The following is a 17887-nucleotide window of genomic DNA, read 5'->3' as shown; positions in this document are numbered from 1 at the left end:
GTATACTATGAGTATTAAAAGACTCTCTGGGATGTATTTCATTCCCCAGAGGGTCTTTTTTCCAATCTTCTCCTAGGACTTTTTTTAGCCGAGAATAAGAAATTTAAAGGAATTTGTCGAGGTTACATTGAATAATATCACTTACTCGAAAATGGAAAGGATAATTTATTGAATGGAAAAATCAACTTTTATTGGATTGGTACTTGCCGTCATTGCTGTCGGACTTGGAATGGTTTTGAAAGGTGCCAGCCTTTCCTCGCTGCTAAATCCTGCAGTTTTTTTAATTATTTTTGTGGGTACTGCTGCATCATTATTTATGGGGTTTCCTTTAGAAGAATTGAAGGTGGTTCCAAAAACTTGCCGCAGTAATTTCTGATATGTTAAGTATGTACCCTGACTACAAAGTAGAGGTTGCAGGGCATACTGATAATATTCTCATCAACAACAATGAGTTTGATTCCAATTGGGATTTGAGTGCCAAACGGTCATTAAATTTTTTAAAGTACTTATTGAAGTCTAATAAGCTTGATGAATCTCGATTTCGTTCGATAGGATATGGTGAATTCCAACCAATTGCTACTAATGATACTCCTGAAGGTCGGGCGAAAAATCGACGAGTAGAAGTAAATATCCTTCGAAATACGATAGAAAGGTGAGACAATGGGAACAAAACAATTTTTGCCTATGAACCGAACAGAAATGGAGGCATTAGGTTGGGATGAATTGGATTTTCTTTTCATTACAGGAGATGCCTATGTTGATCATCCTAGCTTTGGTATTGCTATCATATCACGTGTCTTGGAGAAAAATGGCTTTCGAGTGGGCATTATTGCCCAGCCTAATTGGAAGGAACTTCAAGAATTTCAGGTGATGGGGAAACCCAGGTTAGCTTGTTTGATATCCGGAGGGAATCTCGATTCAATGGTGAACCATTATACTGCTGCTAAGAAAAAGCGCCATAATGATGCCTATTCGCCGGGAGGAAAATCGGGACTTCGCCCTGACCGGGCTACCATTGTTTATTCTAACAGAGTACGGGAGGCCATGCCGGGGGTTCCTGTAATCATCGGCGGAATTGAGGCTTCTTTACGAAGATTCGCCCACTACGACTACTGGAGCAATGAGGTCAGGCGGTCCATCTTGCTGGACAGCCAAGCGGATTTATTGGTTTTTGGTATGGGGGAAAAGCCCATCCTTGAGGTTGCCCGGCGTCTAAACCAAGGAGAGAAAATCGAACAGATCTTAGATGTCCGGGGAACCATGGTTCCCTTACCCGCTGATTCTCTGCCTTCAGACACCTTGGTATTGCCAATCTTCAATGAGGTAACGAAGGATAAGAAAAAATATGCGGAGGCTTTTTGGATTCAATATAATCAACAAGACCCAATTGTCGGGAAATCTATGCTTCAAGCCCATGGGCGAAAAAGCGTCCTGCAAAATAAACCCTCCCTGCCTTTAAGCCAAACAGAGATGGATGCAATTTATGCTTTGCCCTTTATGGGAACTTATCACCCATCCTATGAAGAGCTGGGGGGAGTTCCGGCTATTGAAGAAGTTGAATTCAGCCTAACGAGTGTAAGAGGATGTTATGGATCATGCGCTTTTTGTGCTTTGACATTTCATCAAGGGAGAATTGTGCAAAGCCGGAGTGCGGAGTCTATTGTACGAGAAGCCGAGAAAATGACTTGGAGTAATCGTTTTAAAGGGTATATTCATGATGTAGGCGGGCCAACCGCGAATTTTCGGCGTCCGGCCTGTCAAAAACAATTGTTGAAAGGTGCCTGTTCACATCGGCAGTGTTTATTTCCAGAACCCTGTGTTAAATTAGAGAGTGATCATCAAGAATATATGGATCTTTTGCGTCGCCTTCGTAATTTGCCGAGGGTTAAAAAAGTATTTATTCGTTCGGGTATTCGCTATGATGCTGTATTAGCAGACAAAAAATCAAAGTTTATGCGGGAGCTTTGTGAACACCATGTCAGCGGTCAATTGAAAGTGGCCCCGGAGCATGTCAGCGACTCAGTTCTCCGGCTTATGGGGAAACCCAGCAAGTCGGTTTACGAAGAGTTTGTACATGAGTTTCGCAGAACTAATGAAAAAATCGGCAAACAACAGTACCTTGTACCATATTTAATGTCGTCCCATCCGGGCAGTACTCTCAAAGAAGCCGTAGAATTGGCGGAATATGTCAGAGATATGGGCGTTAATCCTGAACAAGTTCAAGATTTTATTCCAACACCCGGTACCCTCTCCACATGCATGTATTACACTAGCTTAGATCCCAAAACAATGGAACGTGTCTATGTCCCTAAAAAAATGCATGAAAAAGCTATGCAGCGAGCTTTAATTCAATACCGGAATCCCAAGAATTATGATTTGGTTAAGGAGGCTCTTCGCTTAGCTCACCGGGAAGATCTTATTGGCTATGGCCCCAAGTGTTTAATTCGCCCTAAACGACTCCTTCAAGATGATCCGCAAGAAGCGGGTTCAAGGAAACTAAAAAAGCCGACGAGACGTTCAGGAATGAAGAAAAAGGATTCACATGCTAAAGTTCCGATAGCTAGTGCTTCACCGACAAAAGGGGTATCTGTTAAACACAAAGACAGCCATAAAGCCAAGATAAAACATGGAGCCAAGAACAAGTAAAATAAAGTGACTCTAAACCATCTAAAACGGTTTAGAGTCACTTTAATCTCTAGGAAACCTCTTCTCCAAATTCATCAAGCAGGGTATCTTCAACCTCATTCAGGGGGATTCTGCCTAGTTCTTTGAGATGGCCGTCTTCAGACCAAGTGAGAAAATCTTCGTAAGAAAAGTAGGCTTTATCATAATAAAATTTCTGCAGTGAAAACCAGGTACCCTCCCCGTGAGGATCTTCCTCATAGCGAAGCTGGTAATATTCAGTTTCTTCAAGTTTACTTTGTAAGAAAACAGCTTCTCCTGGCACAATCTGCACGACTTTGGCATCTTCATATTCTCGGTTAACAAATTGAAGGGTAAATGCCTGCAAAGGTATGGAAGTATTACTTTGGGATAAGGAGGAGGGTACTTCAGGTTGTGTGCCGTGATTCAGCGCACCATTATCTTCCCATGAATAAGAAGCATGAGTATTTTGGGTTTCCTCCATCTCTTCTGCAATAGTATCCAGACGGCGGGAAACAACTGAGGGAAAACTGAATTCTTGGCAGGAAGCTGAACGGCAGTGATATACAGGGACATTTTCAATGTACCCCACACCATGAGCCAAATCAATAGGGATGGTTCGAAGGGTCAAATATCCAGTATCTCCGCAACCGCAGGAGTCAATAGGTTTTATAGTGTTATCTTCATCAAACACGCGTGACACCTCTCATAAGTATGTTGGGCTGAAGCTGCCATGGGGATCATAGTCCAATATGCCCATACACTAAATCTAGCCATATAAAGCAAATTTAAAACCACTTGAAGGATAAGCCCAGAAAAGATTATATCACAAAAAGGTTTTGGAGAACGATACTGATTAATCAGCGGATCTGCATAAAAGCAGGGATAGATGGCAGTTAATAAATAATAATATATTGTAATCATGAAATGATTTATGTAGTTTACTTCTATGGAATATTTTTTGACCTTGTGGAACTGTTGGTTTATACTAAGGAAAGTAGACCAAGGATATGAGGTGTAACGTTGACGAAGAAAGTTGCAGTTGTCACTTTGGGTTGTCCCAAAAATCAAGTGGACAGCGAAGTAATGTCAGGATTTCTGGCCCAAAATAACATATTTATCGAAAACCCAGAAGAAGCAGAGATTATTATTGTTAATACGTGTACCTTTATTCAATCTGCAAAAGAAGAATCAATAGAAACCATCTTTGAAATGGCTAATTTAAAAAAATCAGGTGCCTGTAAGACACTTATTGCAACAGGCTGCTTAGCCCAAAGATACGGAAGTGAACTGATGCAGGATATCCCGGAGTTGGATGGGGTTCTTGGAACAGGAAATATTGATGAAATCAATAAGCTGATACATGCAACTGAAGGAACACGTACATCTCTTATTAAAGAAGGCGTACCGGATTTTCTTCATGATGATCTAATGCCCAGAAAACGTTCAACACCGGATTATCTGGGTTACGTAAAGGTTGCTGAAGGTTGTGACAATTATTGTACCTATTGTGTCATTCCTCATGTTCGTGGACGTTTTCGCAGCCGTACAGAAGAATCAGTGATACGTGAAGTGCAGGAGATGGCCTCTCAAGGGGTTAAGGAAATTCTCGTAATGGGTCAAGATACCACGCGTTACGGACAAGATCTTTATCATGAATTCCGTCTGCCCCACCTTATTCGTAAGCTTGCTCGTATTGAAGGAATTGAATGGATTCGATTAATGTACTGTTATCCGGAACGTTTTTCGGATGAACTGATTGAAGTTATACGACAGGAACCAAAGGTTTGTAACTATGTGGATTTACCGTTACAACATGCTGATAATAAGATTTTAAAAGACATGAATCGCCGCGGAACCATCGAACAAGCGGAAGAACTTATCATAAAATTACGCCATAAAATCCCCGATATTACTCTGAGGACGACTATGATCACCGGTTTCCCTGGAGAGACTGCGCAGGAATTTGAAACTATGGTTGATTTTATTGAAAGAATTCAATTTGACCGGCTTGGGGTATTTGCCTATTCCCAGGAAGAAAATACTCCTGCAGGTCAAAGAGAGGATCAAATTCCGCCAAAAATTCGTGAACAGCGTAGAGAAAGGATCATGCAAATCCAACAAAGGATATCTCGAGAACGGCTGAAGCGCTGGGTTGATCAGGTTGTTACAGTGCTGCTTGAGATGAAATTGCCGGATGGGCGCTGGATGGGCCGAACAGAAGGGGATGCTCCTGAAATTGATGGTCAGGTTTATGTTCAAGATACCCAGACCTCATTTCAGGTTGGAGATATGGTTAAAGTTCGCATCCTCGAGTCGGATAACTACGATTTAATGGGAGTGGTTGTCTCGTGAATTTACCCAATCGTTTAACGTTGGCCCGAATTATTTTAATTCCTGTATTTATGGCCTTTTTGCTCTTGCACGTACCTAAAGGTTATACTCTCTTTCCCCATCAAGATCTAGTGGCGGCTGTGATCTTTATTTTGGCAGCTGCTACTGATGGTTTGGACGGCTATATTGCCCGCAAAAAAAACCTGGTTACTAACTTAGGCAAGTTTATGGATCCCTTAGCTGATAAACTGTTAGTTTCAGCGGCCCTAATATCTTTAGTAGAGCTTGGGGAAGTTACAGCTTGGATTGCCTGGATTATCTTGGCTCGAGAATTTGCGGTGACAGGTCTGCGTGCCATAGCAGCCGTTGACAAGGTTGTCATTAGTGCGAGTAAATTGGGTAAAATTAAGACGATAACTCAAGTCATTGCCATTTCAGCAATATTACTCCACGATTGGCCTCTTTCTCTAATAGGGATCTATATTGGTCAACCTCTGCTATACATAGCCCTGTTTTTTACAGTAGTATCGGGAATAGATTATTTGATGAAATCCCGCAAATTGCTGCGCAAATAAGACTCTATTATATTATTTAAATAAAAAATGAGTGCTGAGAATTATTTAAGGTACTCATTTTTTTGTGCATTAATTCCATATAATCTCTCCTCTGGATATAACTTATTTTTTCTGAGTGATATACTCCGTGCTATAATGTCCGTATAGCATAAAGTGTAGCAAATGGAGGAGAATTTATGACAAATCGTCGAATTCTGTTGATTAGCCTTGTTGGGTTTGTGATATTTGGAGTTTTATTAGGAGGCAAGCTAATCTATCAAAAACAGTGGGTCGATGTATCTATTTTAAGTCAGAGTCAGCAAATTCCTGGTGTTGTTTCTGCTGAAGTTGTTAATAAAAATAACGTAAAAGAGATGGATGTCACAACGGATAACCTCACGAATCTTCGCCAAGCAAGTCAAGCACTTGTGAAATTAGCCGATAACATTCCTATTCGATTCCTTGATCATAGAAACGAATCTCTCGAAAAACTATTTGGACAGATGCAATTTGCCATACAGGAAGGAATTGCTGTCGGTAATTTTACCAATATGGAAGAAAGTTTGAGAACCCAGGCAGAAAAAGAGGGTGTCCAATTAGAATTAGAGATGGATAATGAAGCGATCTATCTAATTCTTAATCAAGGACAAGCTCAGCTGATAGAGGTTATTGAACGAAAGGGGCAAGATGAGTTCCTATCCTCGGAAAAAGAATAAAACAATAAGAGAGGGAGAATGTATGTATGAAATATGACATTTTGATAGGGGTAAGCATTGGGGTCTTTGCATTTTTGATGGTCTTAGGTTATAACGTACTGCCCATAGGACTACTGATTGTTACGGGATTTCTTGTCTGGAAGTTTGTTATTTCCCGGCAGTTGGTTAAAAACGGCAATGGCATTGCTATTTCCACCACCGGTGTTGATTTTGAGGATATTGGGGGGCAGAATGTCGCGAAAAAGGAGCTTCAGGAAGCCTTGGATTTCCTGCTGTATTCTGATCGAATGAAAGTTTTGGGAATCCGTCCTCTAAAAGGGATTTTGCTGTCCGGTCCAACGGGAACAGGAAAAACCCTGTTAGCCAAAGCAGCCGCCAGATATACAAATTCCACCTTTCTTTCAGTTTCAGGCAGTGAATTTGTGGAAATGTATGCGGGTGTCGGGGCAGAACGGGTACGTAGTTTGTTTCGCAGAGCAAGAGACATGGTACGTAAAGAAAAGAAAACCAGTGCGATTATCTTTATTGACGAAATGGATATTTTAGGGGCCAAGCGGGGAAGTAATGTCTCCCATCATGAGTATGACCAAACTTTAAATCAGCTCCTTATTGAAATGGATGGACTAAAAATGGATCAAGGAGCTCATATTTTAGTGATGGCAGCGACAAATCGTCCCGAGGCTCTGGATGATGCCTTGCTGCGCCCGGGACGCTTTGACCGGCAAGTTAAAGTTGATCTTCCTGATAAAGAAGGCCGGTTGGCAATATTGAAAATTCATACCACAAATAAGCCCATTGCTCAAGGGACTCGTTTAGAAGAGATTGCCCATGAGACATTTGGATTCTCAGGGGCTCATTTAGAGAGTGTTACAAATGAAGCAGCCATTCTAGCCTTGCGTGAGGAGGCAAATGAGATAACAGAGCGCCATCTCCGTGAAGCTGTGGAAAAAGTAATGTTAGGAGAGAAACTTGACCGCAAACCTACGGAAGAGGAAATCAGACGCATTGCCATCCATGAGAGCGGACATGCAATCCTTGCAGAAAGCGTTCGCCCTAACTCGGTATCTCAGGTTTCCATTCGTTCCAGGGGTAATGCTTTAGGCTATGTGCGTCACTATCCGAAAGATGATCAATATCTTTATACCCAGGCGATGCTTGAAGAGCAGATCATGGTTGCTCTGGCAGGAGCTCTGGCAGAAGAGCAGCTGCTAGGTGCCCGCAGCACGGGAGCTGCAGGTGATTATGAACAGGCCCTGAATTTAGTGGAAAAGATACTTCAGTCAGGGATGTCTCCCTTGGGAGTGACAGATATTTCCCGCTTGAATGCAGATCAACGCCAGTCCGTTACGAAGGACATTTTGGCAGAACTTGAAGAACGAACCATGAAGATTATCGAAGAAAACAAGGAGTCTTTATTAAAGATCACAGAGATTTTAACAACTGAAGAAACTTTAAATGGTGATATACTAAGAACTTACCTGAAATCTATCGCCTGAGAAAAATCCTCCTGTAGCCTAGGCCCTGTCCTTTTCTATAGGAGGATTTTTGTAGTACTCAAAAATAATTTCTTTAACTCCAGAAGGATATTTTTCATTAAGATCAGAAATAATTAACTAGTATGAATCAAAACTCAAAATTAACTCGAATCTTATGATGGTTTCGAGTTAATTTGCGTTGATTATAGGAGAGTGATAAACTATATGAAGGCTGAAATTGTCTCAACTGGAACTGAGTTATTACTTGGAGAAACTCTTAATACAAGTGCTCACTATTTGACAGGGAAACTCTCATCATTAGGTATTGAAGTAGACTATCATACAACAGTTGGGGATAATCCGGGACGATTGGAGCAGGTGTTGTATCAAGCTATTGAACGTTCTGACTTAATCGTAACAACGGGAGGATTAGGACCAACCTTGGATGATTTGACAAAGGAATTAGTAGCCAAAGTCTTGGACTTGGAAATGGAGATAGATGTCTCAAGTTTAGAACAGGTTAAACAGTTCTTTGGACGTAGGAAAGCTCCTATGCCTTCAAGTAATGAGAAACAAGCCTATTTTCCGAAAGGTTCGCAAATCCTGCCCAACCCTATAGGGACTGCTCCTGGTGCCATCATTAGAAAAGATCGTAAAATAGTCGTTATATTGCCTGGCCCTCCTTTTGAGATGCAGCCTATGTTCGATAACTATGTATGGCCGGAGTTAGAACGAATTATAGAGCCAACCTTTGAACGAATGAATGAGCGTGTATTGAAAGTGTTTGGAATTGGAGAATCGGCCATTGAGAAAGTATTGGATGATTTGATGAATCAATCGGACTTTACCATAGCATTGTTAGCTAAAAGAGCAGAAATGCACATTCGTTTGGTGGCCAGATCCGTCCAAACAGCATCAGGGGAGGCAAATGAACGTTTAAATCAAGTTGAAGAAGAAATTCGCCGGCGTTTAGGTAATAAGGTGTTTGGTCGGGATCAGGAGACTATGATAGGCATCGTTGGTCAGGCGTTAAGTGATAGGAATTTGACGATATCATCGGCTGAATCTTGTACAGGCGGATTACTTGGTGCTGCCTTAACCCAAGAACCGGGGAGTTCAAAAATTTACCTTGGTGGAGTTGTAAGTTATTCAAATTCATTAAAACAAGATCTATTAGGGGTTCAAGAGGAAACTCTTAAAGCCTACGGGGCGGTAAGTGAAGAGGTTGCCAAGGAAATGGCAGAAGGAATTCGCTCAAAGACGGGGTCAGATCTATCCATCTCAACCACTGGCATTGCGGGGCCTGATGGAGGCAGTAATGAAAAACCGGTGGGCCTAGTATATATTGGTTTTGCAACGTCTAAGGGTGTTCATGCTGAAAAATTCCAGTTTTATGGTGAACGGGATTCCGTTCGTCAGTTGACCGTTCAAGCTGCTCTTAATAGGATACGTTTATATCTTAAGCAGTGAAAGGAGATTGCAATCAGGTGATGGTTGAACGTTTACAAACCTTTGGCGACATACCCTTAAGCAAACCAATTCTACAAGCTTTATCAGAGATGGGTTTTGAGGAGCCGTCTCCTATTCAGAGACAAGCGATACCTGTAGCACTAGACGGAGCTGATCTAATTGGACAGGCACAGACTGGAACCGGGAAAACTGCGGCTTTTGGAATTCCTGTGACAGAGATGGTTAACTCTAGATTTCAAGCAGTGCAAGCCCTTATTGTTACTCCTACTAGAGAATTAGCAATTCAAGTTTCTGAGGAAATCTCAAAGCTGGGCAAATACCGGCATGTAAAACCCTTGCCAATTTATGGTGGACAGCCTATTGATCGGCAAATTAGGGCCTTGAGAATGGGGTATCAGGTTGTTGTTGGAACACCTGGCAGGTTATTAGACCATTTAAACCGGGGTACCTTGCGCCTTCAACATGTGAAGGTAGTCGTACTGGATGAGGCTGATGAAATGTTGGATATGGGATTTGTCGACGATATTGAAAGCCTTTTGAGAGAAGTTCCTGCAGAAGGCCGGCAGGTTCTGCTTTTTTCTGCGACGATGCCCCCGGGTATTCGGAAATTAGCTCAAACTTATATGAATTCACCTCGTTCGGTTACCGTTAGTCGTGATGAATTGACGGTGCCTCTTATTGAACAGGTATTTTACGAGACTAGAGAAAGTATTAAAGTTGATGCTTTGGGCCGGATTATTGATATGGAGGATATCGGACAGGGTATTATTTTTTGCCGTACTAAACGGGGTGTGGATGAACTTGTCGTAGCCCTTGAAGCTCGTGGTTATTTTGCCGATGCTTTGCATGGAGATTTAAGTCAACAGCAGCGAGATCGAGTTATGAAACGGTTTAGGGATGGAAAGTCGGAGTTGTTGGTAGCCACAGATGTAGCAGCAAGGGGATTAGATATTAATAATGTTACCCATGTCATCAACTTTGATATTCCTCAGGACCCGGTATCCTATGTGCATCGAATTGGCCGTACGGGGAGAGTTGGGCGTAAAGGCCAGGCGATAACTCTGATTTCTCCGAAAGAATATCGGCAGCTGCGTTTAATTGAGAACCTCATTAAAACGAGAATTCGCAGGCAAGAGCTTCCTTCAATGGCCGATATAAGTGAACGACAAGCAGAGAATATTAAGAATCAACTTATAAAAATGATGCAAAGTAATCGTTTGGGTAATTATCGCGCGATTGTTGGTGATTTGCTCCAAGAATATGATTCAATGGACGTAGCGGCTGCCGCTTTGAAATATGCAATCGAAGGAGCTAATGTCGATGAGCTGGAGAATAAAGAAGAGCCCTTGTATGGGAATACCGGAGCCGCCGCCGGCATGGTACGCTTCTTTATCAATATTGGCAGAATTCAGCAAATTCGTCCTCAGGACATTATTCGCTGGATTGCTGATCAAAGCGGCATTTCAGGAAGCTGTATCGGAATCATCAATATCTATGATAAATTTACCTTTGTAGAGATTCCTGAAAAATATGCCGCGCGAGTTCAAAGCTGTATGCATCAAACGGTTATCAAGGGCCGAAAAGTAAGTGTTGAGCCTGCCAAAGCACGTGAGAATTCCAGCCTTTAATGGATGTCAACCAAAGGGACTGTGTAAAAACACAGTCCCTTTAATTTTGTACTATCCTGAAAAATATATAGATCTGGCAAGCATTCTAAAGACCTCCAGGACCCAAAAGTCAGGGCAGCTTCGTCCACAGGAGCGAACCCATTGCATGGAGAGGCGTTAAAGCCCACAAAGCCGCTTCGGGGACACTCGGCCAATCCACACTGCAGGAGTTGGCTTAATGAGCTGCAGTGTGGCGATAAGCTCGTCCGCTTATCGTCATGGCCAGCGTTTCACACCAGGTACTACCCAGAGGTTTGGCATGATAGTGTCCGGTGGACACTTTCGCTCGAAGCGGCTATCTCCAAAGAATACTTATCCGCTGAAGATAGCTCCAGCTATCAAAGCCTTCTCCTCGCTGTCAAAAAATGGAGAACGTTTGTATTTGTTGTCGTTAAAGTATATTCAAATTGACAAGTATCAAAGGGTCCATCTATAATAAGACCGAACAGATGTTTTACTAAGAATTATAACAGTTCAATGTTCTGTACCTAAGGGCATTGACAAGTTTTCTAAAGAATGAGGAGGATAACAGAATGGCTGAAACGAATAAGCTGAAGGCACTGGATATTGCCCTTGCGCAGATTGAAAAACAGTTCGGTAAAGGTTCTATCATGAAACTTGGAGATTCTACATCGGACAGATTTATCGAAGTTATCCCTACCGGTTCTTTGGCATTAGACCTTGCTTTAGGAGTTGGCGGAGTTCCCCGGGGGCGGATTATTGAAATCTACGGCCCAGAGTCATCCGGAAAAACAACCGTTGCCCTCCATATTATCGCTGAAGCTCAAAAATTGGGCGGAGCGGCTGCCTTTATTGATGCGGAACATGCTCTTGATCCAATCTATGCAAAGGCTTTGGGAGTAAACATCGATGAATTACTCGTTGCTCAGCCTGATACAGGAGAACAAGGGTTGGAAATATGCGAGGCTTTAGTGCGCAGTGCAGCTGTAGATGTTGTTGTTCTCGACTCTGTTGCGGCATTGGTTCCTCGAGCAGAAATTGAAGGAGAAATGGGGGACAATCATGTTGGCCTGCACGCTCGGCTAATGTCCCAAGCTTTACGTAAGCTGACAGGGTCTATCAGCAAGAGCAATACCTGTGTTGTTTTTATCAACCAAATCAGAGAAAAGATTGGAGTTATGTTTGGCAACCCTGAAACGACGACAGGCGGGCGAGCTCTGAAGTTCTATGCCTCAATTCGGATGGACATACGCCGCCAAGAAGCGATTAAATCCGGGCAGGATGTCATTGGCAACAAGACGAAGGTTAAGGTGGTTAAAAATAAAGTAGCTCCTCCTTTTAAATCGGCAGATTTTGATATTATGTATGGAGAAGGTATCTCTCGGGAAGGAAGTATTGTCGATATCGGCACTGAAATGGAGATAATCTCTAAAGCAGGAGCCTGGTATTCTTATAATGGAGAACGGTTAGGTCAAGGGCGGGAAAACGTTAAAGAATATTTTAAACAGCATCCGGAGATTGCTGACGAAATCGAGAGGCAAATCCGTTCTCATTTGAATTCTTCGGAAACCCCTGGTTCTGCAGAGGATGATGGCAGCTTTGAGGAATTCTAAACCACGAAGAAGCGCTAAAGAAGCTGCACTGGATTGCCTGTCCCGTCGAGCCCTCACCTATTATGAATTAGAAACTCGTCTCAAGAACAAAGGGTATAACGATGGGGAGATAAATCCTGTTTTGGAAAAGTTATTGGAATGGGGTTATCTCAATGATCAAGAACTGACATTGGCCTATGCCAAAAGCAGATTAAAGCGATTTTCACGTCGGCGGGTGCAGCAAGATTTGCTCAATCGGGGGCTGGCACCTGAATTAATTGATCAAGCCTTAAAAGAGGTTTATTCAAGTGCTGATGAATATCAACAATGCCTGGCATTTGCTGAACAATGGTGGTTACAAGAGGAAAAGAGTTGGGAGCATAAGAATTCATCCGAAAAGACAAGACCCAAAATTCCCCGTGAACTATGGATTAAACAAAAAATATTTCGGAAACTTTCTCAAAGAGGTTACTCATCAGAAATGGTACGAAGTGTCCTTGCAGAGATTCATGAGGATGGGGATGAAGACGACGGTAATCTAGAGGACGTATAGAATTCACCCATTTAGGACAAACTTGACATTGATTGCGATTGATATTAAAATCTTAACAGAGACCTGTCTCTGTTAAGATTTAACCTTTAAAGGTTTTCTTATAGATTTCGTTGTAGTTAGCTAAAATATGGGTTTTATGACTAGCGAGCGAGAATTGTAGGAAACAGGGGTAATACTCCTGTTTTAAAGGTTATGCTTAAAGTGACTGGTTTTGAAGCCAGTTTTTTTTTGTGAAATTATAAAATTAAATTTCAAAACAAAGGAGGTGTATAGACGTATGATGGAAATGTTTATTACAGGCTTGATCTCAGTTCTAGTAGGGTTAGGTCTAGGTGTCTTTGCAGGTTGGCTTTTTCGTAAAACTACTGCGGAAAAAGCTATTGGATCTGCAGAAGAGGAAGCAAAACGGATTGTTGAGAATGCTCTATCCGCAGCTGAAAGCAAGAAACGAGAATCTATCGTTGCTGCAAAAGAAGAAGTTATGCATATCCGCAATGAAGTGGAAAAGGAAACTCGGGAACGGCGTAATGAACTTCAAAGGCTTGAACGCCGCTTGCTTCAAAAAGAGGAGAGTCTGGATCGTAAAATTGAATCAATAGAACGCAAGGAAGAAAACCTGCACCGTAAAGAAAGTGAAGTTGAACAGCTTAAAGAAGAGCTTAATCAAATTGTTGGTAAAGAACAAACCGAACTTGAGCGTCTTTCCGGTATGACCTCTGACGAGGCTAAGCAATTATTACTTAAACGTGTAGAAGAGGACGTTCGCTATGAATCGGCAATTTTAATTAAGGAAATCGAAACTCGGGCCAAGGAAGAAGCTGAGAAACGGGCAAAAAATATTATTGCCTTAGCGATACAGCGATGCGCCGCAGATCATGTTGCAGAAACAACGGTATCTGTTGTTGCGTTACCTAGCGATGAAATGAAAGGTCGGATTATTGGCCGTGAAGGTCGAAACATTCGTACCTTAGAAACCTTGACAGGTATTGATCTTATCATTGATGATACTCCTGAAGCTGTCATTCTATCAGGATTTGATCCAATTCGCCGAGAGGTTGCACGTATTGCTTTAGAGAAACTAATTGCAGACGGTCGCATTCACCCCGCGCGTATTGAAGAGATGGTAGAAAAGGCTCAGAAGGAAGTGGATCAGAAGATCCGGGAAGAAGGAGAGCAGGCGACTTTCGAGACGGGTGTACATGGATTGCATCCCGAGTTAATTCGTTTGCTTGGCCGACTGAAGTTCCGAACAAGTTACGGGCAAAATGTCCTGAAACACTCCACAGAGGTCTCTCATTTAGCGGGATTAATGGCTGCGGAATTAGGTGTCGATATTCAGCTCGCCAAACGTGCAGGGTTGTTGCATGATATCGGTAAAGCAGTTGATCATGATATGGAAGGTACTCACGTTCAAATTGGAGTTGATTTAGCTAAGAAGTACAAAGAATCCACAGATATTACCCATGCAATTGAAGCACATCATAATGATGTAGAGCCTAAGACTATTGTTGCTGTACTAGTTGCTGCTGCAGACGCTGTTTCCGCAGCTCGGCCAGGTGCACGCAGAGAAACTCTTGAAACCTATATCAAACGCCTGCAAAAACTCGAAGAGATTGCTGAAAGTTTTGAAGGTGTGGAAAAATGTTTTGCTATTCAAGCAGGGCGTGAGGTTCGCATTATTGTGAAACCTGACAAAATTGATGACGTTCTCGCTCCGCGGGTTGCTCGTGAAATCAGCAAGCGGATTGAAGAGGAACTTGAATACCCAGGGCAAATTAAGGTTGTTGTTATTCGTGAGACTCGTGCAGTTGATTTCGCAAAGTAATTATAATCCTAAACTATTTGATCAGGCGGCCCAAGGGGCCGCCTGACTTATGTTTCGAATCATTCCATAAATGACCAGTCTAAATGAAGTGTATTTCAGCAGGAGATTGTTGTATCATGCCGAATAGTATGCATGATAGGACAGCGGAAGAGAGGGCTGAAAACAAGGATGCTAAGTAATCTAAACTATTATGACAGCGGATATTATCAAGATGGAGTTGGATTATTAACCTCCATTTTAATGAGATATTCTGAGGTGGGATCGGTTCACTATTGGCGTGAAGAGCATGCTCTAAAATTTACATTTATGGTTGAACAGATTGTCGATGTGACTGAATTGTATGAACTTCTCAAGCCGGCATTGGAGTTCTTTCATAAGCTTGAAGGACTAAGAATGAGATTATTCGATATTAAGTGCAGGACTGAAGAGAGTATTTGTGTTGTAACCATAACTCGAGATCTAAGCAGTATGACGCAACGTGAAGTAGGACTCATTGTGGAGCTTTTAAAAGGAAAATACAAAAAGCATATGATTTTCGATGAATTATATCTGCCTAAAGATGAACAAATTTATCAAGAGGAACAAATTAGTCAAATGCTGACATCTATAAAGACCAAGGACATCAATAAGAACATAATAGCTTTGCGAGATGAAGGAAAAGTATTAGTTTTTAAAACTCAATAGGACTTATGGTCTTTTTCCTGAAATTACAAAAATGAGTTATGATCTTGACGAAATAATGGTATCCTATTGGATAAAGGACAGGCAAATTTTAAATGGGAAAGGGGGTTTAGCAGATGCGAGTGCTTTTTATTGGTGACATAGTCGGAAAACCAGGCAGAGAAGCGATTAAACGGTTTTTAAAACCGCTTCAGACAGAACATAACATTGATGTTATCATAGCTAATGGTGAGAATGCCGCGGCAGGAAAAGGATTGACAAAGGAAATCGCCCAAGAGCTTTATAATTATGGTATTCAATTTTTGACTATGGGAAATCATGTTTGGGATCATAGAGATATTATGAATTTTATTGATGGTGAGTCCAGGCTTGTACGACCGGCCAATTATCCTGTGGGAGCACCTGGTCAGGGCTATGGATTTATACGAACTATGGGTAAGAAGATTGGGGTTCTGAATCTCTCGGGGCGTGTCTTCTTACCTTCTCTGGATGACCCCTTTAGCGGAGCAATACGTTGGATAAATCAGATCAAACAAGAGACCCCCATCATTATCGTGGATTTTCATGCTGAGGCAACTTCAGAAAAGGTTGCTTTAGGGTGGTTTCTCGATGGCAAAGTTAGCGCGGTTATTGGCACCCATACACATATTCAAACGGCAGATGCACGTTTACTGCATCAAGGAACAGCCTATATAACGGATGTAGGGATGACAGGACCCAAAGATTCTGTATTAGGTGTTAAAAAAGAAATCATTATTAATCGCTTCTTAACTCAGCTGCCGGCAAAGTTTGAATTAGCCAGTGGTCCTATCCAGTTAAATGCGGTTGTCATAGATATTGATGACGAGACCGGAAAGGCCCAAAGAATAGAAGCGATTCAATTATTTAGTGAAGCCTAGGCTTTGGATATGGCTGGACTTATAAAATCTGAAAATTCTTATCTCCAATAGAGGATTTTGTCTCCTCCCTCTCGAATACATATATTCTAAGATGTGGTAATACTTGTAAATCAATTCGAGCAGGAGGATGTGTTCTAATGGAAGTATTAAAAGTCTCAGCAAAATCAAGCCCGAATGCGGTTGCAGGAGCTCTTGCGGGGGTACTTCGTGAAAAAGGCGGGGCTGAGTTGCAAGCTATTGGCGCCGGTGCACTCAATCAAGCTGTCAAGGCGGTTGCCATTGCTCGTGGTTTTGTAGCACCAAGCGGCGTAGATCTTGTCTGTATTCCGGCATTTACTGATGTTTTAATTGAGGGAGAAGAAAGAACTGCTATAAAGTTGATTGTTCAATCCCGTTAAGTGACTGTAGGGAAAGAGGTAATGAAATAGCACCTGTTTGTTAATTCAATTAGCAAACAGGTGTTTTATATCATCATTTGCCTTTCAAAATCCCAAACGTTTGGGAATATTAGGGCAATTGTAGAGAGGGGAAAGAGTTATATGAGTGAGTTTTCGATTATTGATGGTCATTGTGATAGTCTCCTTGATTTTGTCAATGGAAAAAGGACGCTGCTGGCCCCCTCAGAAGGAGGACACTGGGATACTTCCCGCGCCAGATCTGCTGGAGTGGCCCTTCAGTTTTTGGCAGCTTTTATTGAGACCAGGTATAAACCATCCTTAGCGACACAGCGGGGGTTGGAATTGATTGATGGAGCTCGGCGTTTCATTGCCGGTCATGGGGATCAAGTATTCCAAGTGTTGGAGAAAGAGGATCTTAGGGGAATTCCTGACCCATCCCGGATTGGGATTATATTGAGTGTAGAGGGTGGAGAAATTTTAGGAGATCAACTTTTTATGCTGGATACTATTTATCACTTAGGGGTCAGAGCTTTAGGAATAACCTGGAATCAACGCAACGCCTTAGCTGATGGGGTAGGAGAGAAGACTCAAAGCCGGTTAACCAATTTAGGCCAACAAGTTATTTTGCGTATGAACGAATTGGGAATGCTGATAGATGTCTCCCATCTTAATGAGGCAGGCTTTTGGCATGTCTTGGAGTTGTCTCAAGACCCTATTGCAGCGACTCATTCTTGTGCTAAAGCCTTATGTGATCATCCTCGCAATCTGACAGACCAACAACTTAGAGCACTTTCAAAGCATGGGGGTGTAGTGGGAGTCAACTTCTATCCCAGTTTTTTAACTCAGACAGGTCAGGCAGAGCTAAAGGATGTGGTTCGCCATATTTGCCATATTGCGGAGGTTGCAGGAGTGGAAACCGTTAGTTTAGGATCGGATTTTGATGGGATTACTGAAGTGCCTAAAGGACTTGAACATGTTGGAGATTTTGGAAGTTTAGTTGATGAGTTGCTCAAGGCAGGGTTTAGTACTCAAGAGGTTGATAAGATTTGCAGCGGCAATTTTATGCGTTTATTGTCAAAGGTGTTAAAATAGTAGGAGATCTATCTGCAGAAACGAGGT

Annotated in this window: 18 protein-coding genes; 17 read left to right on the top strand and 1 reads right to left on the bottom strand. The window is 42.1% G+C overall.

Annotated features, from left to right (window positions below; genetic code table 11):
• The first annotated feature begins 172 nt into the window (after positions 1-172).
• The 3 genes from DESOR_RS28190 to DESOR_RS16830 are packed head-to-tail and all read left to right on the top strand — an operon-like array spanning position 173 to position 2646.
• Positions 173-376 carry a MotA/TolQ/ExbB proton channel family protein gene (locus DESOR_RS28190; RefSeq protein WP_242832340.1) on the top strand — a complete coding sequence of 68 codons (204 nt, stop codon included), beginning with the start codon at positions 173-175 and terminating at the stop codon, positions 374-376.
• Between the two features lies 1 nt (position 377).
• Positions 378-656 carry an OmpA/MotB family protein gene (locus DESOR_RS16835; RefSeq protein ID WP_242832339.1) on the top strand — a complete coding sequence of 93 codons (279 nt, stop codon included), beginning with the start codon at positions 378-380 and terminating at the stop codon, positions 654-656.
• Positions 657-660: 4 nt separating this feature from the next.
• Entirely contained in the window at positions 661-2646 is a 1986-nt protein-coding gene (locus DESOR_RS16830) for a YgiQ family radical SAM protein (RefSeq protein WP_014185787.1), read from the top strand.
• 49 nt (positions 2647-2695) lie between these two features.
• Here the strand turns inward: DESOR_RS16830 and DESOR_RS16825 are convergent, their stop codons facing one another.
• Entirely contained in the window at positions 2696-3337 is a 642-nt protein-coding gene (locus tag DESOR_RS16825) for a hypothetical protein (protein ID WP_014185786.1), read from the bottom strand.
• Between the two features lie 329 nt (positions 3338-3666).
• Here DESOR_RS16825 and rimO point away from each other — a divergent pair, with 329 nt between their 5' ends.
• The 14 genes from rimO (at position 3667) to DESOR_RS16755 (ending at position 17860) form a co-directional block, all read left to right on the top strand.
• Entirely contained in the window at positions 3667-4998 is a 1332-nt protein-coding gene (rimO, locus tag DESOR_RS16820) for a 30S ribosomal protein S12 methylthiotransferase RimO (protein ID WP_014185785.1), read from the top strand.
• On the top strand, positions 4995-5552 hold the full coding sequence (gene pgsA / locus DESOR_RS16815; protein WP_014185784.1) for a CDP-diacylglycerol--glycerol-3-phosphate 3-phosphatidyltransferase: 558 nt from the start codon (positions 4995-4997) through the stop codon (positions 5550-5552). The genes rimO and pgsA overlap by 4 nt, the downstream gene beginning before the upstream one ends.
• A gap of 176 nt (positions 5553-5728) precedes the next feature.
• Entirely contained in the window at positions 5729-6247 is a 519-nt protein-coding gene (locus DESOR_RS16810; protein ID WP_014185783.1) for a hypothetical protein, read from the top strand.
• Positions 6248-6273: 26 nt separating this feature from the next.
• Positions 6274-7743: an AAA family ATPase gene (locus tag DESOR_RS16805; RefSeq protein ID WP_014185782.1), complete on the top strand. Its 1470-nt coding sequence runs from the start codon at positions 6274-6276 to the stop codon at positions 7741-7743.
• A gap of 204 nt (positions 7744-7947) precedes the next feature.
• Positions 7948-9192 (top strand): competence/damage-inducible protein A, encoded by a 1245-nt coding sequence (locus DESOR_RS16800; RefSeq protein WP_014185781.1) that lies wholly within the window; start codon positions 7948-7950, stop codon positions 9190-9192.
• Between the two features lie 17 nt (positions 9193-9209).
• Positions 9210-10820: a DEAD/DEAH box helicase gene (locus DESOR_RS16795; protein WP_014185780.1), complete on the top strand. Its 1611-nt coding sequence runs from the start codon at positions 9210-9212 to the stop codon at positions 10818-10820.
• A gap of 217 nt (positions 10821-11037) precedes the next feature.
• Positions 11038-11295 carry a hypothetical protein gene (locus DESOR_RS16790; protein ID WP_148265284.1) on the top strand — a complete coding sequence of 86 codons (258 nt, stop codon included), beginning with the start codon at positions 11038-11040 and terminating at the stop codon, positions 11293-11295.
• Between the two features lie 97 nt (positions 11296-11392).
• Positions 11393-12433, top strand: a complete 1041-nt coding sequence (gene recA / locus DESOR_RS16785; protein ID WP_014185779.1) for a recombinase RecA — start codon at positions 11393-11395, stop codon at positions 12431-12433.
• Positions 12411-12965 (top strand): regulatory protein RecX, encoded by a 555-nt coding sequence (locus DESOR_RS16780; RefSeq protein WP_042331343.1) that lies wholly within the window; start codon positions 12411-12413, stop codon positions 12963-12965. The genes recA and DESOR_RS16780 overlap by 23 nt, the downstream gene beginning before the upstream one ends.
• A 277-nt stretch (positions 12966-13242) precedes the next feature.
• Positions 13243-14790 carry a ribonuclease Y gene (gene rny / locus DESOR_RS16775; protein ID WP_014185777.1) on the top strand — a complete coding sequence of 516 codons (1548 nt, stop codon included), beginning with the start codon at positions 13243-13245 and terminating at the stop codon, positions 14788-14790.
• A 132-nt stretch (positions 14791-14922) separates the two neighbouring features.
• Entirely contained in the window at positions 14923-15474 is a 552-nt protein-coding gene (locus DESOR_RS16770; protein WP_242832338.1) for a hypothetical protein, read from the top strand.
• A 113-nt stretch (positions 15475-15587) separates the two neighbouring features.
• Complete coding sequence (locus DESOR_RS16765; protein ID WP_014185775.1) at positions 15588-16370, top strand: TIGR00282 family metallophosphoesterase; 783 nt, start codon at positions 15588-15590, stop codon at positions 16368-16370.
• A 137-nt stretch (positions 16371-16507) separates the two neighbouring features.
• Positions 16508-16768, top strand: coding sequence for a stage V sporulation protein S (locus DESOR_RS16760; RefSeq protein ID WP_014185774.1), 261 nt, complete (start codon positions 16508-16510; stop codon positions 16766-16768).
• A gap of 141 nt (positions 16769-16909) precedes the next feature.
• Complete coding sequence (locus DESOR_RS16755) at positions 16910-17860, top strand: dipeptidase (protein ID WP_014185773.1); 951 nt, start codon at positions 16910-16912, stop codon at positions 17858-17860.
• Positions 17861-17887 lie beyond the last annotated feature (27 nt).

Source organism: Desulfosporosinus orientis DSM 765 (genome assembly GCF_000235605.1).
GTDB lineage: Bacteria > Bacillota > Desulfitobacteriia > Desulfitobacteriales > Desulfitobacteriaceae > Desulfosporosinus > Desulfosporosinus orientis.
This window is presented reverse-complemented; position numbering and strand designations above follow the sequence as displayed.